The organism is Paenibacillus athensensis (assembly GCF_004514475.2).
Lineage (GTDB): Bacteria > Bacillota > Bacilli > Paenibacillales > NBRC-103111 > Paenibacillus_AL > Paenibacillus_AL athensensis.
The window spans coordinates 141,349-160,352 of sequence record NZ_MYFO02000002.1 but is presented as its reverse complement, the minus strand read 5'-3'; the positions used below and the strand labels follow the sequence as shown (position 1 = coordinate 160,352).

18 protein-coding genes, 1 tRNA gene and 1 other annotated feature are annotated in these 19,004 nt (G+C 55.2%); of the genes, 5 read left to right on the top strand and 14 right to left on the bottom strand.

Going from position 1 to position 19,004, the window contains the following annotated elements; genetic code table 11:
* Positions 1–82: 82 nt before the first annotated feature.
* The 5 genes from ispG to B5M42_RS04710 form a co-directional block, all read right to left on the bottom strand.
* On the bottom strand, positions 83–1,180 hold the full coding sequence (gene ispG / locus B5M42_RS04730; RefSeq protein ID WP_134756778.1) for a flavodoxin-dependent (E)-4-hydroxy-3-methylbut-2-enyl-diphosphate synthase: 1,098 nt from the start codon (positions 1,178–1,180) through the stop codon (positions 83–85).
* Between the two features lie 96 nt (positions 1,181–1,276).
* Positions 1,277–2,539, bottom strand: coding sequence for an ATP-dependent protease ATP-binding subunit ClpX (clpX, locus tag B5M42_RS04725; protein WP_134756780.1), 1,263 nt, complete (start codon positions 2,537–2,539; stop codon positions 1,277–1,279).
* A 12-nt stretch (positions 2,540–2,551) separates the two neighbouring features.
* The gene (gene clpP / locus B5M42_RS04720) at positions 2,552–3,142 is read right to left on the bottom strand and encodes an ATP-dependent Clp endopeptidase proteolytic subunit ClpP (RefSeq protein ID WP_134756782.1); all 591 of its coding nucleotides are present in this window, start codon (positions 3,140–3,142) and stop codon (positions 2,552–2,554) included.
* 161 nt (positions 3,143–3,303) lie between these two features.
* A complete protein-coding gene (gene tig / locus B5M42_RS04715; RefSeq protein ID WP_134756784.1) occupies positions 3,304–4,605 on the bottom strand; it encodes a trigger factor in 1,302 nt (433 codons plus the stop codon).
* Positions 4,606–4,854: 249 nt separating this feature from the next.
* Complete coding sequence (locus tag B5M42_RS04710; RefSeq protein ID WP_134756786.1) at positions 4,855–5,754, bottom strand: hypothetical protein; 900 nt, start codon at positions 5,752–5,754, stop codon at positions 4,855–4,857.
* Positions 5,755–5,923: 169 nt separating this feature from the next.
* Here B5M42_RS04710 and B5M42_RS04705 point away from each other — a divergent pair.
* Both B5M42_RS04705 and B5M42_RS04700 read left to right on the top strand, forming a co-directional pair.
* Positions 5,924–5,997: transfer RNA gene (locus B5M42_RS04705), tRNA-Arg, on the top strand.
* Positions 5,998–6,179: 182 nt separating this feature from the next.
* Positions 6,180–6,491 (top strand): hypothetical protein, encoded by a 312-nt coding sequence (locus B5M42_RS04700; protein WP_134756787.1) that lies wholly within the window; start codon positions 6,180–6,182, stop codon positions 6,489–6,491.
* Between the two features lie 110 nt (positions 6,492–6,601).
* Here the strand turns inward: B5M42_RS04700 and B5M42_RS04695 are convergent, their stop codons facing one another.
* Complete coding sequence (locus tag B5M42_RS04695; protein WP_407946109.1) at positions 6,602–8,464, bottom strand: arginine--tRNA ligase; 1,863 nt, start codon at positions 8,462–8,464, stop codon at positions 6,602–6,604.
* Between the two features lie 38 nt (positions 8,465–8,502).
* Positions 8,503–8,735: a binding site (T-box leader), on the bottom strand.
* Between the two features lie 163 nt (positions 8,736–8,898).
* Here B5M42_RS04695 and B5M42_RS04690 point away from each other — a divergent pair.
* The gene (locus B5M42_RS04690; protein WP_134756789.1) at positions 8,899–9,096 is read left to right on the top strand and encodes a hypothetical protein; all 198 of its coding nucleotides are present in this window, start codon (positions 8,899–8,901) and stop codon (positions 9,094–9,096) included.
* Between the two features lie 194 nt (positions 9,097–9,290).
* On the opposite strand, the gene B5M42_RS25255 is transcribed toward B5M42_RS04690, so the two are convergent.
* On the bottom strand, positions 9,291–9,422 hold the full coding sequence (locus tag B5M42_RS25255; RefSeq protein ID WP_268999077.1) for a hypothetical protein: 132 nt from the start codon (positions 9,420–9,422) through the stop codon (positions 9,291–9,293).
* Positions 9,423–9,567: 145 nt separating this feature from the next.
* Here B5M42_RS25255 and B5M42_RS04685 point away from each other — a divergent pair, with 145 nt between their 5' ends.
* A complete protein-coding gene (locus B5M42_RS04685; RefSeq protein ID WP_134756791.1) occupies positions 9,568–9,825 on the top strand; it encodes a hypothetical protein in 258 nt (85 codons plus the stop codon).
* A 112-nt stretch (positions 9,826–9,937) separates the two neighbouring features.
* On the opposite strand, the gene B5M42_RS04680 is transcribed toward B5M42_RS04685, so the two are convergent.
* Positions 9,938–10,051 carry a DUF4023 family protein gene (locus tag B5M42_RS04680; RefSeq protein ID WP_134756793.1) on the bottom strand — a complete coding sequence of 38 codons (114 nt, stop codon included), beginning with the start codon at positions 10,049–10,051 and terminating at the stop codon, positions 9,938–9,940.
* Between the two features lie 221 nt (positions 10,052–10,272).
* On the opposite strand from B5M42_RS04680, the gene asnB reads away from it, so the two are divergent.
* Positions 10,273–12,117, top strand: a complete 1,845-nt coding sequence (gene asnB / locus B5M42_RS04675) for an asparagine synthase (glutamine-hydrolyzing) (RefSeq protein ID WP_134756821.1) — start codon at positions 10,273–10,275, stop codon at positions 12,115–12,117.
* Between the two features lie 27 nt (positions 12,118–12,144).
* Here asnB and B5M42_RS04670 read toward each other — a convergent pair whose 3' ends face one another.
* The 6 genes from B5M42_RS04670 to B5M42_RS04645 form a co-directional block, all read right to left on the bottom strand.
* Positions 12,145–12,618 (bottom strand): DUF5680 domain-containing protein, encoded by a 474-nt coding sequence (locus B5M42_RS04670; protein ID WP_134756795.1) that lies wholly within the window; start codon positions 12,616–12,618, stop codon positions 12,145–12,147.
* Positions 12,619–12,799: 181 nt separating this feature from the next.
* On the bottom strand, positions 12,800–13,444 hold the full coding sequence (locus B5M42_RS04665) for an XTP/dITP diphosphatase (protein ID WP_134756797.1): 645 nt from the start codon (positions 13,442–13,444) through the stop codon (positions 12,800–12,802).
* Complete coding sequence (gene rph / locus B5M42_RS04660; RefSeq protein WP_134756799.1) at positions 13,428–14,186, bottom strand: ribonuclease PH; 759 nt, start codon at positions 14,184–14,186, stop codon at positions 13,428–13,430. The genes B5M42_RS04665 and rph overlap by 17 nt, the downstream gene beginning before the upstream one ends.
* 124 nt (positions 14,187–14,310) lie before the next feature.
* Positions 14,311–15,357 carry a GerMN domain-containing protein gene (locus B5M42_RS04655; RefSeq protein WP_134756801.1) on the bottom strand — a complete coding sequence of 349 codons (1,047 nt, stop codon included), beginning with the start codon at positions 15,355–15,357 and terminating at the stop codon, positions 14,311–14,313.
* Positions 15,358–15,565: 208 nt separating this feature from the next.
* Positions 15,566–16,027: a hypothetical protein gene (locus B5M42_RS04650; RefSeq protein ID WP_134756803.1), complete on the bottom strand. Its 462-nt coding sequence runs from the start codon at positions 16,025–16,027 to the stop codon at positions 15,566–15,568.
* A 168-nt stretch (positions 16,028–16,195) separates the two neighbouring features.
* Positions 16,196–18,736 (bottom strand): response regulator, encoded by a 2,541-nt coding sequence (locus tag B5M42_RS04645; RefSeq protein ID WP_167690250.1) that lies wholly within the window; start codon positions 18,734–18,736, stop codon positions 16,196–16,198.
* Positions 18,737–19,004 lie beyond the last annotated feature (268 nt).

Below are 19,004 nucleotides of genomic sequence, written 5' to 3'. Positions count from 1 at the left end.
CGTCAGTCGGCGATCAGCGCCTGCCCGGAACGGGAAGCGACGCTTTCACCTGACTGACGGCGTTATGATGTTATACAGTCTTCTAATGCTTGCGGCCGGGTATCACGCCGGTTTCTTCATATGCCGCTACAATGATGTCAATTTCCTTCTTCAGCTCGCTAAGCAGCTCAGCTTCCGGTACCTTGCGCACCATTTCGCCATAGCGGAACAGCATGCCTTCGCCGCGCGCTCCGGCAATGCCGATATCGGCTTCGCGCGCTTCGCCCGGGCCGTTCACGGCGCAGCCGAGCACCGATACCTTAATCGGCACCTTGATCTTCGAAATATACTCCTCCACCTCGTTCGCGATTGAAAACAGGTCAATGTCGAGCCGGCCGCAGGTCGGACACGAAACAAGCGTGGCAGCGTTGGTAATCAGACCAAACGTCTTGAGCAGTTCACGCGCTACCTTCACTTCTTCTACCGGGTCGGTGCTCAGCGAGATGCGTACGGTATTGCCAATGCCCAGATGCAGCAATGTGCCGATGCCGGCTGCGCTTTTAACCGAGCCGGAGAACAGCGTTCCCGCTTCGGTAATGCCCAGATGCAGCGGATAATTGAACGCTTGCGCCGCTTTCGTGTACGCCGCAATCGCCATAGGCACGTCGGATGCCTTCAGCGAGACGATAATGTCGCGGAAGTCCAGCTCTTCCAGAATGTTGATGTGATAAAGCGCGCTTTCAACCATCGCTTCCGGTGTCGGGTAGCCGTATTTCTCCAGCAGGTGATTCTCCAGCGAACCGGCGTTCACGCCGATGCGGATCGGGATTCCCCGTTCCTTGCACGCCTTGACGACGGCTTCGACCTTGTCGCGGCGTCCAATGTTGCCCGGATTAATCCGCACCTTGTCGATACCGTTTTCAATCGCTGCCAGCGCCAGCCGGTGGTCGAAATGAATGTCGGCGACCAGCGGAATATGAATCTGCTTTTTAATTTCTTTGATCGCAGCAGCCGCTTCCTGATTGTTGACAGTGACGCGAACGATTTGACAGCCCGCTTCCTCCAACCGCAAAATTTCCGCTACGGTGGCTTGCACGTCCGCTGTTTTTGTCGTACACATACTTTGAATGATCACTTCGTTACTGCCGCCAATCGTCAGATTGCCGACGCGGACGGGCACCGTATCTTTTCTGTGGAACATCGGTGGTTCTCTCCCCCATGACACCAAACATCCCCCGCTCCGAATTCCTTGCGGAAGCCGGATTGGAGGCTGCTGGTTGGCTGATAAAACTATCGGTTATGCGCTTTCTTCCTTTTTCTTCGCCGTTTGACCGTCTTTCGTCGTCAATACAGGGCTCAGCTTGTTCTGAACGGTTTCTTTCGTTACCTTGCACGTCGAAACGTCGGTACGCGAAGGCACCTCAAACATCACATCCAGCATGATGCTTTCGATAATCGCCCGCAAGCCGCGCGCGCCGGTATTGCGCTTGATCGCTTCCTTGGCAATGGCGTCGAGCGCTTCCGCGTCGAACTCCAGCGAGACGTTATCCATGTCGAGCAGCTTTTGATACTGCTTGACGAGCGCATTTTTAGGTTCGGACAGAATCCGCACCAGCGCAGCTTCGTCGAGCGGCTCCAGCGTCGAAATCACCGGCAGACGGCCGACAAATTCCGGAATCAGACCGAATTTCAACAGGTCCTCCGGCAGTACCATCGACAAGTACTCACCCGGCTTGAGGTCAACCTTGCTGCCGTCGGTGCTGAAGCCGATGACTTTTTTACCGATCCGGCGTTTGATGATTTGCTCCAGACCGTCGAACGCGCCGCCGCAAATGAACAGAATGTTCGTCGTATCAATCTGGATAAACTCTTGGTGCGGATGCTTGCGCCCGCCTTGCGGCGGAACGGATGCTACCGTGCCTTCGAGAATTTTCAGCAGCGCTTGCTGCACGCCTTCGCCAGAAACGTCCCGGGTAATGGACGGATTCTCCGATTTACGGGCTACTTTATCGATCTCATCGATGTAGATGATGCCGCGTTCGGCTTTCTCTACATCGTAATCTGCGGCTTGAATCAGCTTGAGCAAAATATTCTCAACGTCCTCGCCTACATAACCGGCTTCCGTCAAAGACGTGGCGTCGGCAATCGCGAACGGTACGTTCAGAATTTTGGCAAGCGTTTGCGCGAGCAGCGTTTTGCCGCTGCCTGTAGGGCCGAGCAGCACGATGTTGCTCTTTTGCAGCTCTACGTCTTCCAGCTTGTTCTGGGAATTGATCCGCTTGTAGTGGTTGTACACCGCTACCGCGAGCGACTTTTTGGCTTGATCCTGACCGATGACGTATTGATCCAGAATCGTCCGGATCTCCTTAGGCTTAGGTACGTCTTTGAGATCCAGCTCTTCTTCGTGGCCCAGTTCCTCTTCCACGATTTCGGTGCACAGCTCAATGCACTCATCACAAATATATACACCGGGACCGGCAACGAGCTTGCGCACCTGGTCCTGCGATTTGCCGCAAAACGAGCATTTCAGTTGGCCTTTTTCATCGTTAAATTTAAACATGGGATCACTCCTTTATTTCAAGTCGTTTCGAGTGATAACCTCGTCGATCAAACCGTATGCCTTCGCTTCTTCAGCGCTCATAAAGTTATCGCGGTCGGTGTCTCTTTCGATCTTTTCCAGCGGCTGTCCCGTGCGTTCCACATAAATTTGATTCAGCTTTTGCTTCGTCTTGATGATCCAGTCCGCATGAATCTTGATATCGGTCGCTTGACCGCGGACGCCGCCGAGCGGCTGATGGATCATGACCTCGGCGTTCGGCAGCGCATAACGCTTTCCTTTCGCTCCGGCCGTCAAAAGCAGCGAGCCCATGCTGGCAGCCATGCCTACGCAAATCGTCGACACGTCCGGCTTGATGAACTGCATCGTATCAAATATACCCATCCCTGCCGTAACCGAACCGCCCGGGGAGTTGATATATAAGTGAATATCTTTTTCGGCATCCTGAGCGGATAAAAAGAGCAGCTGGGCAATGACCAGATTGGCCACATCGTCGTCAATCGCGCTTCCGATGAAGATGATGCGATCCTTTAGCAGGCGCGAGTAAATATCGTAAGAGCGTTCGCCTCGGCTCTCCTGTTCCACTACCATAGGAATGAGACTCATTGTAACCAACTCCTTTATCGGCCTATAGCCATATTCATCCCCAAGGGATTTAGTAACAGTTTAACACGTTTGTGCGGCAAAGTCATTTTTTTGGCAAGGCCATGCGCAAAAGTGGGTAAAAGAAAGGCACGCTGCAAATGTACGTGCCTTTACTACCTTATTTACTCTGCTGTGGAAACATTCTTGCTATTTGCCAGCAAGAAGTCAACCGTTTTTCTAACGGCGAGGTCGCTCTGCAGGCCGGCAATGCTGCCATTGGCCGTCAAGATGGAGCGAACTTCATCCAGAGATGTTTTGTGGCGATCGGCGATTTGCTGCAGCTCGGCTTCCACGTCCTCTTCGGATGCGGTGATGTTCTCAGCTGCGGCGATCGCTTCAAGGACCAGATTGTTGCGGACGCGTTTCACGGCGTCTTCGCGCATTTGCTCTTTCAGCGCTTCTTCGTTTTGACCGGAGAACTGGAAGTACAGATCCAGCGTCATGCCTTGCGTGCGCAGACGGCTTTCAAATTCCTTCAGCATAACGTTCAGCTCGGCTTCGATCATCGCTTCAGGCACTTCAACATCGGCGTTGGCAGCGGCTTGCTCGACAACAGCCGTTTCTTTCGCAGCTTGCGAATCGTTCTCCTTGCGGGATTTCAAGCGAGCTACGATATCCTGCTTGTACTCTTCAAGCGTATCGAATTCGCTGACGTCCTTCGCAAACTCGTCGTCCAGCTCAGGCAGGTTTTTGCGCTTGATGTCGTGAATTTTCACTTTGAACAGCGCAGCTTTGCCTTTGAGATCCTCGGAGTGGTAGTTCTCAGGGAACGTTACTTCAACGTCTTTCTCGTCGCCTTTAGCCAGGCCCACGAGCTGCTCTTCAAAGCCAGGGATGAAGCTGCCGGAACCAAGCTCCAGCGAATAATTCTCCGCTTTGCCGCCTTGGAACGCTTCTCCGTCTGTAAAACCTTCAAAATCAAGCACAACCACGTCGCCATTCTCGGCTTGTCCTTCTTCGAGCACAACGAGTTCGGCATGACGCTGCTGCAAACGCTCCAGCTCCGCATTCACTTCTTCGTCGGAAACCTCGGCTTCGGCAGCCGGTACTTCCAGACCTTTGTACTCGCCAAGCGTTACTTCCGGCTTCACAGTCACTTTCGCTTTGAACTTCAGCGCCTGTCCTTTGCCGAATTGCTCAACGTCCACTTCCGGACGGTCAACCGGATCGATGCCCGATTCTTCTACAGCCTGTATGTATGCTTCCGGCAAAATGATGTCCAGAGCGTCCTGGTACAAGCTTTCCACGCCAAATTTCGCTTCGAAAATCGAGCGAGGCACTTTGCCTTTGCGGAAGCCCGGAACGTTCACTTTCGCGGATACCTTTTTGAATGCTTTATCCAGCGCTTCTGCGACGCGCTCTGCGCCGACTTCCACATCGAGAACGCCCACGTTCTTCTCTATCTTTTCCCAACTTGCTTTCATTTTATGCCTTCCCCTCCAAAAATGTACCCTGACATATTTTCACGTTCTGGCAAACGGGCGTTCATCTTTTCCCGCTCTTGCCATTATAACCATTCTATTATAACATATTACTTTTTCATTTCAAGCGACCTCTCACACGTTTCGCAAGAGCCCCCAAGCCCGCACAGCTATGCGGATTTCGCGTAAAGCCAACAGCCTGAAAACCGGCTGGGAACTCCGTTTTTCCAAGCATGACGCCGCTCGTTCCAGCTACTCCGTTTCGGGCAGCAGCAAAGCCATAAAACCGCAAAGCGTCTCATACGCTTCTTCCCACAGCGGCTCCATCTCCAGCGTCACGCCGTACAGCTCCAGCAGCTCATCGCGGTCCGCACGGCCAAACAGCGCCGTCTGCAACGCGCCGTGCAATGCCGAAGCCCACACATCGACAACGCCTTCCTCTGCGGTTTGCAGCTCGGCGTACAGCGCCGTGCCGTAGGCGAAAGCAAGAAATTCCTGCCACGTCTGACGGGCAAAATAGCTGAGATCCGGCTGCTCCGCTTCGCTGATCGTTTCGACGCGGCGGATCATTTCGCGGATTTGCACCGGAACCTGCTCCGCAGTCAGCGGCGTTTCCTCAATGTCGACGTCGGCGATTCCGCCCGGCTTCCGCAAGCGGACATAGCCCGTCGCGCCAAGCTGCTTGAGCGTCTGGAGCGCCTGGAGCTGCAGCAGCGGATGATGCGCACCTTGCTCCAGCCAACGGCGCACGCCAGCTGCAGCAGCAGGGTCGTCGACAAAGGCCAGCTGCTCCAGCGCTGCCGAACGCTGCTCCGGCGCGCCTTCTTCAAGCAGCGTCAGCAGCTTGCCGGAATAGGCGCCGTCTGCAGCGCTGCGCTCGGCGACGTAGCTGCGCAGCAGCGCTTCCTCCGTATCGTCCTCGTCGGGCGCAAGCGGCGGAAACACCGCTTCCGGACACATCGTCTGCAGCCAAATTAGCAGCGATTGCCATTGTCCGGCCTTGTCCGGGTCGACATTCGGATACGCCAGCAGTTCGTCAAGCAGTCGCAGCGCTTCGGCATACCGCTCCGTTTGCAACAATTGCGTGAGTTGCTGCTCATAATAAGGCACCGATTTGGGAAACAGCACGATATTTTCGCGGGAACCGTCCATCGCCGTCTCCTCCTCCCGTTACAATTTATTTGCTGACAGTGTAACGGATTATGCCCCTGATTGCAAAAATATTTATCCAGATCCAGGGTTGACTTTCCGGAAATCAGTGTGATATTATAACTCTTGCTTCGCCGAAAAGGTTTATCCCACAGCCGAGGCAAGCGATCATGTCCCAGTAGCTCAGTTGGATAGAGCACACGCCTTCTAAGCGTGTTGTCGGGGGTTCGAATCCCTCCTGGGACGCTTTTAATCAAGCTAAATTCTTTTTAAGCGGATAATTACAAACCCGCAATCCTCAGCACCATCGAGGGTTGCGGGTTTTCTTCATTTTCACTTGTAATATAATGTATTTTATGTTGTAACAATCCCATGCTATAGGCATATATCTGATAGGGTAATGGAAAAACGGCAGAAAGAGGTAATAAATGGTGAGCTACTATTCCTATGATCCAAGATTTCCAAACTACGCTGTAAGTCCGGGCAGTTTTAATCCAGCTTTAAGTCCAGTTGGACAGTATTACAGAACTTCAATCGGTGGAATGTCTTACATTGTTCTTTATGTTGGTTACACGCCGGCAACCGGAATGGTCATGATGGTCGCGCTCCTGCCTACAGGCTTGCAGCTGATGAATGTTCATCATTCGGATTTGGTCGGCTGGACGATCATGGGACCTAATCTGGTTTTACAGAAAACCGACCCGCTGTGTGCGACTTATTCTTGGGCTATCGGTTGCTGATTCAAGCTCGGCTAGCTTATCTTTAATGAAACAAGACGCATGCTCACGTCCTCAGGTCGCGCTGTATGCGTCTTGCGCTGCATCTTGAGCTTTCTGGAATGTCTATTCGCTTAAAGCCGCGCGGGAGTCGGCAGGCCCAGCACCTGCAAAGCGTCGCCCAACGTCTGCCGGAAACGAGCACTTAGCCACAAACGCAGCTCCCGCACCTCAGCTTCAGCCTTCAAAATCGGACATTCGGCATAAAACGTATGAAATCCAGCTGCCAGCTCATATGCAAACGCACAAATCTGATGCGGCGCCAGCGCCTCGCATGCCTCGTACAACACATCAGGCCAACAACTGATCTGTCTAAGCAGCGCATGCTCGGCCGGCTCTAACGTCTGCAATCTGACAGGTATGTCGTCCACAATGCCATCCGCCTTGTTTAACACATTCACAGCCCGCGCATAGGCGTACAGTAAGTAAACGCCGGTATTTCCCGAAATTTCGGTCGCCTGCCGCAAATCGAACACCACTTCAGTTTGCAAATGAAACCTCAGCAGGTAATAACGTATCGCGGCTGCGGCAATGCAACTGCTGGATAAACCCTGTTGATCAGCACGGCCCCCTTCAATAACGGCTTCCACGCGAGCCAACAAATCATTGACCTTGATTCCGATCCCTTGCCGTCCAGACATGGGATAGGACGACCTTCCATCGGCTGTATCGATGCCCAGTTCGGTCGCAGCATCCCGGCTTAGCGAAACAACCCCGTAGCTAACATGCTTCAACCGCAAGGCTTGTTCCTCAAATCCAAGCGCCGTTAGCGCTTCCTTGACCATATGCTGCGGATATTGCTGACGATGATCGATCACATTGACAACCAGATCGGCTCTGCGTCTGGGTTGCTTTTCCCCTTCGGCTGCCGTTGTCCACAGCTCGCCCCTGAACGGTTTATATAGAAAATCCCCCTCCAACAATCCGAACTTCCACAGATGATAAGCGATATCCTTGGCCGTATACGTTAAAATGCCATTAGAGCGCACCAGCACCTTATCGGCGAGATGCTCGACAGCTTTTGGCGTCTCATCGACGGAGCCGGTGATTCGCTTGAGCACCCAACAGCCGGCCAGCGGACCCTCGTCTTCGCGCAGGAAGCCGGCGCTTTGCCGTAAGAGCCCAAACGCCTGCTCCCAAAGCCCTTCTCTGACAATCCGGCTTTCCCATACAAGCAGATCGTAGTCGATGCCAAACCTCTCCATTTCCTCCACGTGTTCGCGCACGATGCGTTCCGCGGCCAACGCGCCGACCCAAGCAACATTTCCGTCGCCTTTTTCCAGCTCATGCAGCACCTGCACGCGTCTGTCGGTCAATCCCGGATCAGACGCATATTCCCGATTTACCGCTGCGTACAAGTCCCAACAATAATCGCCGAACCGACGATATATCCCGATTAACGGAGTATGCAGCAATCCTGCCACCGTATCGGCCAACTGATTGCCGAGATCGTCAATATAGTTATGCACCTCGACCTTCGTCCCGTTCCGTCTAAGCATACGGACCAGCGTATCGCCGATGCACGCATTGCGTAAATGGCCGACATGAGCCGATTTGTTGGGATTAATCGACGTATGCTCAACGACTGCTTGGGTTGCCGATTTCTTAGGCGGATCAAAGCCTCTTCCTGCCCACGCGAACCAGTCAATAAACAGGTTAATATATCCCGGCGCAACCGTTTCCGCCTTGAGAAGCACGCCCTCCATGCGACCGGCAGCGTCCAGCTTGGCCTTGATTAGTTCCGCCAGCGCCAAGGGCGCAATCCGCAATATTTTAGCCAACGGCATGGCCGCCTGGCAACAAAAATCTCCATGCTCGCGTTGCGGAGACGGCGTTATTTTCACCCGCAAGGGCACTGATAATGGTCCTGCTCCCGTTTCATGAACCACATCTTGCACAGCTTTCGTCATTTGTCCTGTCATCCATTCGATAAACATCTGAATTCCCCCTTGAAAAATAAAAAGCCCCGTCTCCATAAAGAGACGAGGACACAGCTCGCGGTACCACTCTTGTTATTCAACCATCAGGCAGTTGAATCGCTTACGGACGATAACGGCTCCCGCCGGGTTTTCCTACCGGGCGCGCACGCTTCGTTTCAGAAAACCGTCTCCAGGGCCCGCTTCGCATTCTGCACCTGTACCGGCTCTCACCTTCCCGGCTCGCTTGGACATAGGCGTCAGAAGCTACTCTCCCCTTCATCGAGTTATGTTTCAATTCACACCATTATAGCTGAATATTCAGAAAAATCAATAATTAAATTTTCTAACTCCCGATTTCCTCGCGAAAATCATCCAAAAGCCGTTGCGAATCGCTGCGGCAGCTTGTAAAATATACATGTAGAACCTTGTGAAGTGAGGTTAAGCGAAATCCTATGAACAAAATGTTGAGCTCGGACGCGGAGCTGCTGACCGCTGCGCTCCTCCAACGCAAGATTAATGTGATTCAAAGAACGGCCGACGATATTCCCGTATTTGTCGATGCCGGAACGATTGAAAAATATTCTTCGGACATTGTCAAGGTCAACGGAACGACTTACCTCCGCGACGAAAGCGAATTCCGACTGAAATAAGCGCCAGCTGCCCGAAAGCAGGGCATGCGCTGCTGAACGCAAGAAAGACCCGTCCGAAGACGCAGCCTGCTGCGGGATTCGGACGGGTTTTCTCATTTAGTCGTTTCATAGACGGGACCAGCAGCCATATTCCGCTCGCGCGCGACTGCCGAAGCGCGATGCCGGCCGTAGCAGTTGTCGGACCCGTGCCGTCTTTAGGTCGACGGACGATTTTGCGGGTGGAGGCCCGGCTCGGTCGATTTCAGGTTTTGCTGAGCTTCTTCGGCGTTGTTGCTGTTCATCTGCGCGCTCATTTTTTCCTGCGCATTGGTTTTCTTTTTGCCCATGTGACGATTCCCTCCTGGTGGTTGGCTGAATGCGTTACGCATGTAGTGTGGCTGGGCGGCGCAGCGGCTATGCTTGTTAATTTCCGGCGCAGAAGCGCAAACTAAAGACGATGGAGCGATTTTACCTATGGAGGAGGAACGAGATATGTCTGATCAGGAACATCTGGAGCAATCGCTGACGCACAGCTTGGAGGAGCCACCGATTGACGAGGCACAAGCTCAAGAGGAGGCGCGGCGCCGGCTCAGTCCCCGATATGAAATCCGCATTCAGGCGCAGATGGACCCGATTGCCGAAGAGACGCGCTGGCTTCGCCGCCATGCCCGGGAAATCGACGGTCGGTACGATCGTTACTTGCAAAACTCGGACCGGCAAGCAGACTCGCCGGATGAGGACAACCAGTAAGAAACCAAAAAACCTTCGCCACGCAGCAGCGCGTCCAGCGAAGGTTTTTCGGCGCGGGCGCTTGCGCAGCCTGCCGGCTTTGCTTCAAGCTCCCTTTCGTGCCATGTCAGACCTAGTGCCGGTTGTTCGGCAGGTGTTTACCGGGATGCTTGTCCCCTTGAGTCTTCAAATTCTTCTCGGCTTTGTTCTGCTTGTCATGCAGCTTGCTGATGAAATGGCTATCCATGAGCATTCGCCTCCTGAAGAAAGAATGGCACTGCCTCTATAGGCTGTCCAGCAGCCCGCGGAATATGCCAAAGCCCCCTTCACGCGGTCCTTCCCCCTTGAATCCTTTGCTTCCATGCCCGTCAAAAACCCCCGCCGACCTTTCGGCACGGACAGACATTTTCGCTGTAGCGACCGCATACCCTTTATCATCATGTCACCAAGAGAAAGGGATGAATGTCTATGTGCGGCATTACAGGATGGATCGATTGGCGGAAGGACCTGACACAATATCCGTCCATTCTTGAAGCTATGACCGAAACACTCGTCGCCCGTGGACCGGACGCCTCCGGCACATGGATTTCCCCGCATTGCGCGCTGGGCCATCGCCGCTTGAGCGTCATGGACCCGGAAAACGGCGCACAGCCGATGGTTCGCAAACAAGACGATTATACGTATTCGATCGTATATAACGGTGAGCTTTACAACGCGCCCGAGCTGAAAAAAGAGCTGGAGCAGCGCGGCCACGTCTTCCGCACCACCTGCGACACCGAAGTGCTGCTGGCGGCCTTTATCGAATGGGGCCGGGCTTGCGTCGAGCGGCTGAACGGCATCTTCGCCTTTGCCGCGTGGAACGAACAAGAGCAGTCCTTATATTTGGTCAGAGATCGCCTCGGCGTAAAGCCGCTTTTTTATTCTTGTCAGAACGGCGTGCTGCTGTTTGGCTCCGAGCCCAAGGCGATTCTGGCCCATCCCGATTTCAAGACCGAGGTCGGCGCGGAAGGGCTGGCGGAAATTTTTGCGATTGGTCCGGCACGAACGCCCGGTCACGGCATATACCGCAATATGGCCGAGCTCAAGCCCGGTCATTGCGCTATTTTTGACCGCAGCGGGCTGTCGATTCGCACTTATTGGAAGCTGGAAAGCAAACCGCATCCCGACGATTTGGACACCTCCATCGAGCGGATTCGCGAGCTGCTCGACGATACGGCCGCGCGCCAGCTCGCGTCCGATGTGCCGATCTGCACCCTGCTGTCCGGCGGACTCGACTCCAGCGCCTTGACAACGCTGGCCGCCGAGCATTATAAAGCCAGCGGTCAAGGGCCGCTGCACACGTTCTCTGTCGATTATGTCGACAACGACAAGCATTTTAAAGCGAACGCCTTCCAGCCGAATGCCGATGCGCCGTGGATCAAGCGGATGTCCGAATTTGTAGGCAGCGAGCATCACGCCATCGAATTCGATACGCCGGAGCTGGTGGAATCGCTCAAAGCGGCCGTCTACGCCCGCGATACGCCGGGCATGGCCGATGTGGACGGTTCGCTGTATTTATTTTGCCGCGAAATCAAAAAGCACGCCACCGTCGCCATTTCCGGCGAAGCGGCCGACGAAATTTTCGGCGGGTATCCGTGGTTTCATCGCGAAGACGCGCTGAACGCCGAGACGTTCCCTTGGTCGCTGCAGCAGCATAACCGCTTGAACGTGCTCGCCCCCGACCTGATCGACTGGATCAAGCCGGCGCAATATGTCGACAACCGCTACCGTCAGGCGCTGGCCGAGGTGCCGCGGCTGGCCGGCGAAACGCAGCAGGAAAACCGCATGCGTGAAATGTCCTATCTGAACATCACCCGCTTTATGCCGACGCTGCTCGATCGCAAGGACCGGATGAGCATGGCCGTCGGGCTGGAGGTACGCGTGCCCTTCTGCGACCATCGGCTTGTCGAATATGTCTGGAACATTCCCTGGGAAATGAAAACGTCGGGCGACCGGGAAAAAGGCATTCTGCGCCGCGCGCTCAAGGGCGTGCTGCCAGACGATGTGCTGACGCGCAAAAAAAGCCCTTACCCCAAAACGCATAACCCGAACTATCTGGCCGCCGTCCGTACCTGGACGCTCGACATTCTGAATGATCCGGGCTCGCCGCTGCTGCCGTTTATCGATGTCAAAAAAGTGCGCAAGCTCGCCGAATCGCAAGAAGCCGATCTTAACATCCCGTGGTTCGGCCAGCTGATGTCCGGTCCGCAAATGTTCGCTTACCTCGCGCAAGTTGACACTTGGCTGCGCCATTATAAAATCTCGATCCGCTAACGGAAGCCGCATGGGCTGCCGCGCTTGTCAGGGAACGATGACGCCTCCGTTGTAGCGAAGCTCATAGATGCGCCGGCCGCTGATTTCGATCCATTCCTTTCCGTGAAAAAAATCAAGCGGCCCATCGGCTTCATTCACGTACGTATATACTCCTTGCTCGACGCGCTCCGGCCCCCGGTAAACGCAGCCCGGCCCCACTTCTCGCAGCGCCCGCCGCAAAAATCCGTATACCTCCGCCGCTGCAGGGGCGTCTGGCAAAAGCCCGCCGGCATACGTCATCGACCACAACGGTCGTCCTTCCAGCTCCACAAGCTCTTGTCCGGCAAAAAAAGCCGAACCGAAATAAATGTCGCGGTACGTATAGCTGCCGCTACGGTATTCTAGCTGTCTGGAGCCGCGCAGCGCCGGCTCTACTGCCGTAACGGCGCCTTCGGTCGCATAAGTCGCGCGCTTGGCTTCGATCAGGAAGCCGAGCAGCCCCTCGCGATGATCCATCGGCATCTCGCTCCCCCCTCTTCCTTCATTATCGACTCTGGTACGCCCCGGCTCGACCGGCCCCGGCTTGCTTGCCTTGCGCAAGAGCTGCGGTCCGCCGGGCTTTTTCGCAAGGCGAGCAAGCGGACAGGCAATCGAGCCTCAGACCGCAGCCCCGCTGGACAAAAAAAGCGTCTGATCCGTCGGATCAAACGCTTTGCTCCAGCTTATCCAAAAACAATCGCAGCGCTTTGGCCCGATGGCTGATCGCGTTTTTCTCGGCCGGCGCAAGCTCCGCCATCGTCCGGGCGAGCGCCGGAACGTAGAACAGCGGATCATAGCCGAAACCGCCTGCGCCGCGCGGCTCGTCGATGATAAAGCCCTCGCAGCTCGCTTCGGCTTCGATGACCGCGTTTGCGACCGGATCGACCAGCGCCAGCGCGCATACAAACGCAGCCGGGCTCAGCAGCCGCGGCTCGCCCGCAGCAGCCGGCGACTCGGAGCCGCCGCCCGCCTGCGCCAGCTCGCGCAGCAGCTTGGCGTTATTGTCCGCGTCGCTGGCCCCTTCACCCGCATATCGCGCGGAATACACGCCGGGCGCGCCGCCCAGCCTATCCACGCACAGGCCCGAATCGTCCGCCAGCACGGGCACGTGCAAATGGCGGGCAATGACTTGGGCCTTGATCCGCGCGTTGTCGGCGAACGTTGCCCCGTCCTCGACGATCGGCGGCAGCTCGGCGTAATCGTCCAGCGAGCGCACCTTGAGCTCCAGTGGCGCGAACAGCTGGGCGAATTCCCGCACCTTGCCGGCATTGCGGGTAGCAATCACAATCATATTATTCGGCCGGGACATGCTGTACCCCTCTGATGCGGTCGGCGATTGGACCCAGCGCCTTGCGCTGCGCTTCAATCATCGTCTGAATGCCGCTTTCGGCCAGCCCAAGCAGCTGATCAAGCTCCTTGCGCGAGAACGGCGCTTCTTCGCCTGTACCCTGTACCTCGACGAACTGTCCCTGGCCAGTCATCACCACGTTCATATCGACCTTGGCCTGCGAATCCTCTTCATAGTTCAAATCCAACCGCGGGCTGTCTCCGATCACACCTACGCTGACCGATGCCAGAAAATCGCGAATCGGAAAACGCGGCAGGTGCTTCTCTGTCGACAGCTTGTGGATCGCCAGTGCCATTGCCACAAACGCGCCCGTAATCGACGTCGTGCGCGTCCCGCCATCGGCTTGAATCACGTCGCAATCCAGCGTAATCGAACGCTCGCCTAACGCTTCCAAGTCGACAACCGCGCGAAGCGCCCGTCCGATCAACCGCTGAATTTCCATCGTGCGGCCGCCCAGCTTGCCTTTGGCCGCTTCGCGCTGGTTACGCACCTGCGTGGCCCGCGGCAGCATCGAATATTCAGCAGTTACCCAGCCCTTGCCCTGCCCCTTCATGAACGGCGGGACGCGTTCTTCAATCGTCGCTGTGCAGATGACCTTCGTATCGCCGACTTCAATCAGCACCGAGCCTTCGGCATGCTTGTTATAGTTCGTCGTTATTGTTAATGGCCGCAGCTCGCGGTCGTTTCTTCCGTTAATGCGCATTCTTTCTCTCCTCCTGTCGGCTTCCCTGCAACGGAAAGCGCGTCGTTCCTACGCCCCATTGTAGCAAAGTAAGCGCAGAAAAGCCAAAGAGAGGAAGCAACGCTCCCCCTCTTGTATACGCCGTTTACAGCTTCACCGGATTGACATGCGCCGGACGCGTCACAGGCTTGCTGTAGTTTTGATTGTCCGAAGACGTAATTTTCACCGCGCCGTCCACCATGATCTGAACTTTTGAAGCGCCGGTATTTTCCGTCAGCGACAGCACCACCGATTGCAGCGCTTCCGCCGAGGCCTTCTGGTCCGCGCCGAGCAGGCTGCCTGAGAAGTCGACGGTGACCAGATCGTCGCTTTGCTTGACGCTTTTAACCTGCGCCGTAGCGTTGATGACAGAGCTCAGACCTTTTTTGCCATCCGGTCCCTTGATCAGCTGCTCGACAACCGCCGTCGCTACATCGTCCGTACGTTTGATCATGCGTGTTACCGGCACGTAATATTGATAGTTTTGATCGTTTTGGTTCAAAAAGTACAGCGTTACCGGCGTCGATTGGCCAAAATCGGCATCCTCCGATTTTTCAATGTTGATGCCCATTGCCCGGCCAAGCGGCTCGTCAAGCGGCGTTTTGCCCTTTGGCATTTCCTTCAGCGCCTTGCCGTCCACCCACAGCTGTACTTTGTCTACAGTCGGGAAGCTGGTCAGCGTCCAGGTGATGGCTTCCAGAATTTTACGCTCATCCGCTTCGTTATAATTCAGGAACTCCTTGGAAAAATCCACGACGGCAAGCTTTTTGTCGGCGATTACGTTAACGCCCTTGATCTGCGTGCCTTGCGGCAGCAGCGCGCCGAAGCCCGCCGGAAGCAGACTGGAAACCGGACCGCCGTCCACCATGTACTCCAGTGTCGTCCGCGCCACGGACTGCGTCTTGGGCAGCCCCAGGCTGACCGGCGCAATAAAGCCCTTCGCGTCCTTCACGTACACCGTCATCTGCGACGATTGGTCTGCAGCCATGTCCACCGTCACCGCAGCCGAGGTCGTCAGCGCAGCGCCTTCCGCTCCTGCGGGCGGCGGGTCGATCTGCGTGCTGCTGTCCGAACCGAACATCGAGCATCCTGTCGTCAGCATCGCGACCACACCGACGATAGCGGCCGAACGAATCCAATTTCCATGTTTCATAAGCTTGTTCCTCCTTTAATGGTGCGGCAGATGATCCCGCCTGGCATGTACTCTGCTTCTTGGTTTAGTACTATATGTACGGGCCTTGCCGCAAAATATGCCTACTTTTTGTCCTTTTTCCGGAACAAGCCGTCAACAAAGCCCAAAAACCCCCGGGAAGGTTCCCGGAGGCGGCGTTCAGCTCTTCTATTCGATTCCAGCGGCAGAGTTACACAACGATGGGCCAGACGGCAATGACGGCATTGAGCAGCAGCAGCGGAACCAGCATGCGCAAAAATAGCTTGGTCGTGCGGAAGACGCCTTGCACATCGACGTCGGCATCGCGTCCGAGCGCCTGCAGCATCGGAGCCGTGGTCATTTTGCTGAAAATTTCATTGAGAAACGCTATCGCATAAACAAACAAGGTCAATACGAGCATCGTTACCCGATCCATCGTCATCAGGAAATGGCCGATCGCTTCATGATTCAGCAGCGCCGCAGCGCCCAGCAGCAGCACGAGACAAAGCGGCTTGACGTATTTGTTCAACCGTTCCGACAGCCTCAGGGCAGCAGCTTCATCGCCTTTATATTTATAGAAGCGCAGGACGCAGATATTCATACAAACGCTGACGCCGATGCCGGCAAACAGCAGCGGACAGAGCAGCAGCATCTTTCCGAGTAAAATAAACATATCAAACTCCCTCCTTTTAATAGCGCCTGCTTGATATAGTTCTTTTATACCGAATCGCAGATAAAGCCGCGAGTATATGTTTTCTCCCTGCGCCTTTGGACAAGGGGGGACTTTTTTTCCCTCCCCGCAAAGCCTTGCCGGACGTGCATTTGCTCGTTGCAGCCTTAGCTAAATCATATTGCGTTTTTTCGCTTGGACCGCTGCTTCCAGATAGGTGCGCGAACCGAAAAACTGGTTGATTTTCTTGACGTCCTTCTTGATCGTTTCATACTTCACGAACAGCCGGTTAGCCAAGTCCTCTTTGCTGTCCGCTTGATGCTCAAACGCCAGCCGCAGAAATTCAAGCTGCCGCTCGGTGAAAGCCTGCTGCCGTTCCTTGCGCAAAAACCAGCGCGACTGCAAATGCGCGTTGATTCGATGAATCAGCTCCAGCCTGTCAATCGGCTTGCACAAATATTCATTAGCGCCAACGTTGTAGCCCTTTTGCGCTTCCTGCATCCCCTTGGCGGTCAGAAAAATGATTTTCAGATCGTCTGCCGGCGGCGACTCGCGCAGCAAGCGGCATACTTCAAAGCCATCCATGCCGGGCATCATGACATCGAGCAAAATCAGGTCGGGGTACTCGCTTTCGGCCAGCCTTAACGCTTCTTCACCGTTCGCGGCGACCACGAGCCGCCACTGCGGCACTCGGCTGAGCACCTGCCGGATGACCTGCACATTCGATTCCTCGTCATCAACGACGAGAATCGTCGCTTTCTCCGGATGTACGACCGGCTCCAGTAAAGCCCCGGCTCCTGCTTCCGGCGGCTGCAGCGCAGGGTCGGCGGCATAAACCGGCGCGGTGAACAAACAAATGAACCGGCTGCCTGCGTTCAACTGCGATTCGACACGAATCGTGCCGTCGTGCAGCTCGACAAGCCGCTTCGTAATCGGCAGTCCCAGCCCCCGCCCTCTGGCATCGGCCTGCGCAGCCGGCGCCTGATGAAATTCCTCGAAGATCAGATCGAGCTGGTCGGCAGCAATACCCGTCCCGGTATCCGATACGATCAGCTCCAGCCGATCGTTATCCTTCACTGACGCCGTCACGGTAATCGTACCGGAAACGGTAAATTTCAAAGCGTTGCCCAGCAGATTATTCAATATTTGCTGAATCCGGCTCTCATCGGCCAGGATCGAAAGGTTCGGCACCTCGTTAACGAAGTCGACGCCCGGCTTCTTGAGCGGGTGCAGCAGGATAAACAAATTGTCTACCGTCAATTTGAGATTGAACAGCTGGCGATTCAGCAGAATCGGATGATTTTTCAGACTGTTCAGATCGAGAATGTCGTTGATCAAATGATTCAGCCGCATACCGCTGGCAATGATCACCTCGAGATTTTTGCGGGCGCTGCCCGCGGATTCCGCCGCCAGCGCTTGCGCGATCCCGATAATGCCGTTCAACGGTGTGCGCAGCTCATGCGACGTGTTGGCGAGAAAATGATCCTTGAGCTTGTCGTATTTGGACAGCTCGGCGTTTTTGCGCTCCAGCTCGGCGGCGTAGGCTTCAACCGTAGCCAGCCAAACCTGCCGCAACAGCACGACGAGAATAAACAGCAGCGCCAGCAGGCCGCCGTGCAGCATGGTGAACGGCACCGGAACGATGTCGGTAATCCACAGCACGTCATTCACTCCGCACAGCGCCAGCAGCGCAATGCCGATGCACATCAGCCGCGCTTCCATGTTTTTGCGTATCGCTTGAAAGCTGACGACGACTACGCATACGAAGGCCGCTGCCATCATGTAGTACTGGAACGGCGCCAGCGTTTTGGCGATCGAGAATCCAAACAGCAGCGAAGCCGCAAACGAGCCGACGGCATAAGATAAGCCCAGCTGCCAGAGCTTGCGCAGCACGGAAAGCGGCCCTGATCCAGCCACACATTCGGTAAAATAAATAAATCCGACGGTTCCCCCATACAGCGAAGCGAGCTCCACGTAGCTCCAGCCGAGCGGTGCGTCGAGATAAAGATCCTTAAAATCGGTGCGGCACAGCAAATACAAGCCAATACAGAACGTAAACCAGCCAAAGCCGTACATCATATTGTGCTTGCGCTGCACGCTGTATAGGCACCACGCGATCACGCCGGCCAGCATATAAATGACGCCGAGCAAAATATAAGGAAATTCTTTGCGTCCCAGCATGACGACGATGTCGGCGTAATCGCTGACCAGCTTGCTGCCGTTTGGCCCAAGCCGCGTAGCTTGCGCGCGAATATACAGCATTTTGCCCGCACTGTCCGGTGGCAGCTCCACGATCCGGTTTGGCGTCCCGATATAAGGTCCCCTACCCTCAGGCACAATGTCTCCATACCGATAAAAAAGCTTGCCGTCGACATACATCTCGTAATTGCCGTATATCAGAAAATACAACGCCGGGTCCTTCCACTGTCGCTCCGGCAGCCTTACCCGCAGCCATTCCATCCCATGCGGGCTATCGTCAATCGACGCCTTGGTACCCGCAAGTGGGCTCCAGCCTGCGTCCGGCCCGTCCGGCTCCGCCCATACCAGACGTCCAGCCGCATCGAGCGGCGAATCGCCCAGCCGATACTGCCAATCAGTCAGCTTGATGAACGTGCCGTCTTCGGTCAAATCCGATTGCCAGACGGATTGCCCGATAGAAAAAGTAAGAATCAGGATGACGCAAATGCTCGCCATTGTGATTATTCTGGTCATTTCCCTACACCTCAACCGTAAATTCATGTCCACAGCTTACAAGTCATGTTAATTATCGCACAAACGTGCGGGGGGGCAAACGGGATTTTTCGTCAGACTTTTTCGTGTAATCCTACGATAGCACAGTTCTTTAGGCCCCATGACGCAAATGTCCTGCCTATTTTGTGCAGAAATTTCGCCCAATTTCCCCGCACATTTGCATTGACAAACGCCGGGAATTGATTTAAACACAAAAAAAGCAGCCCAACCAGGAAAACTCCCGGTCGGC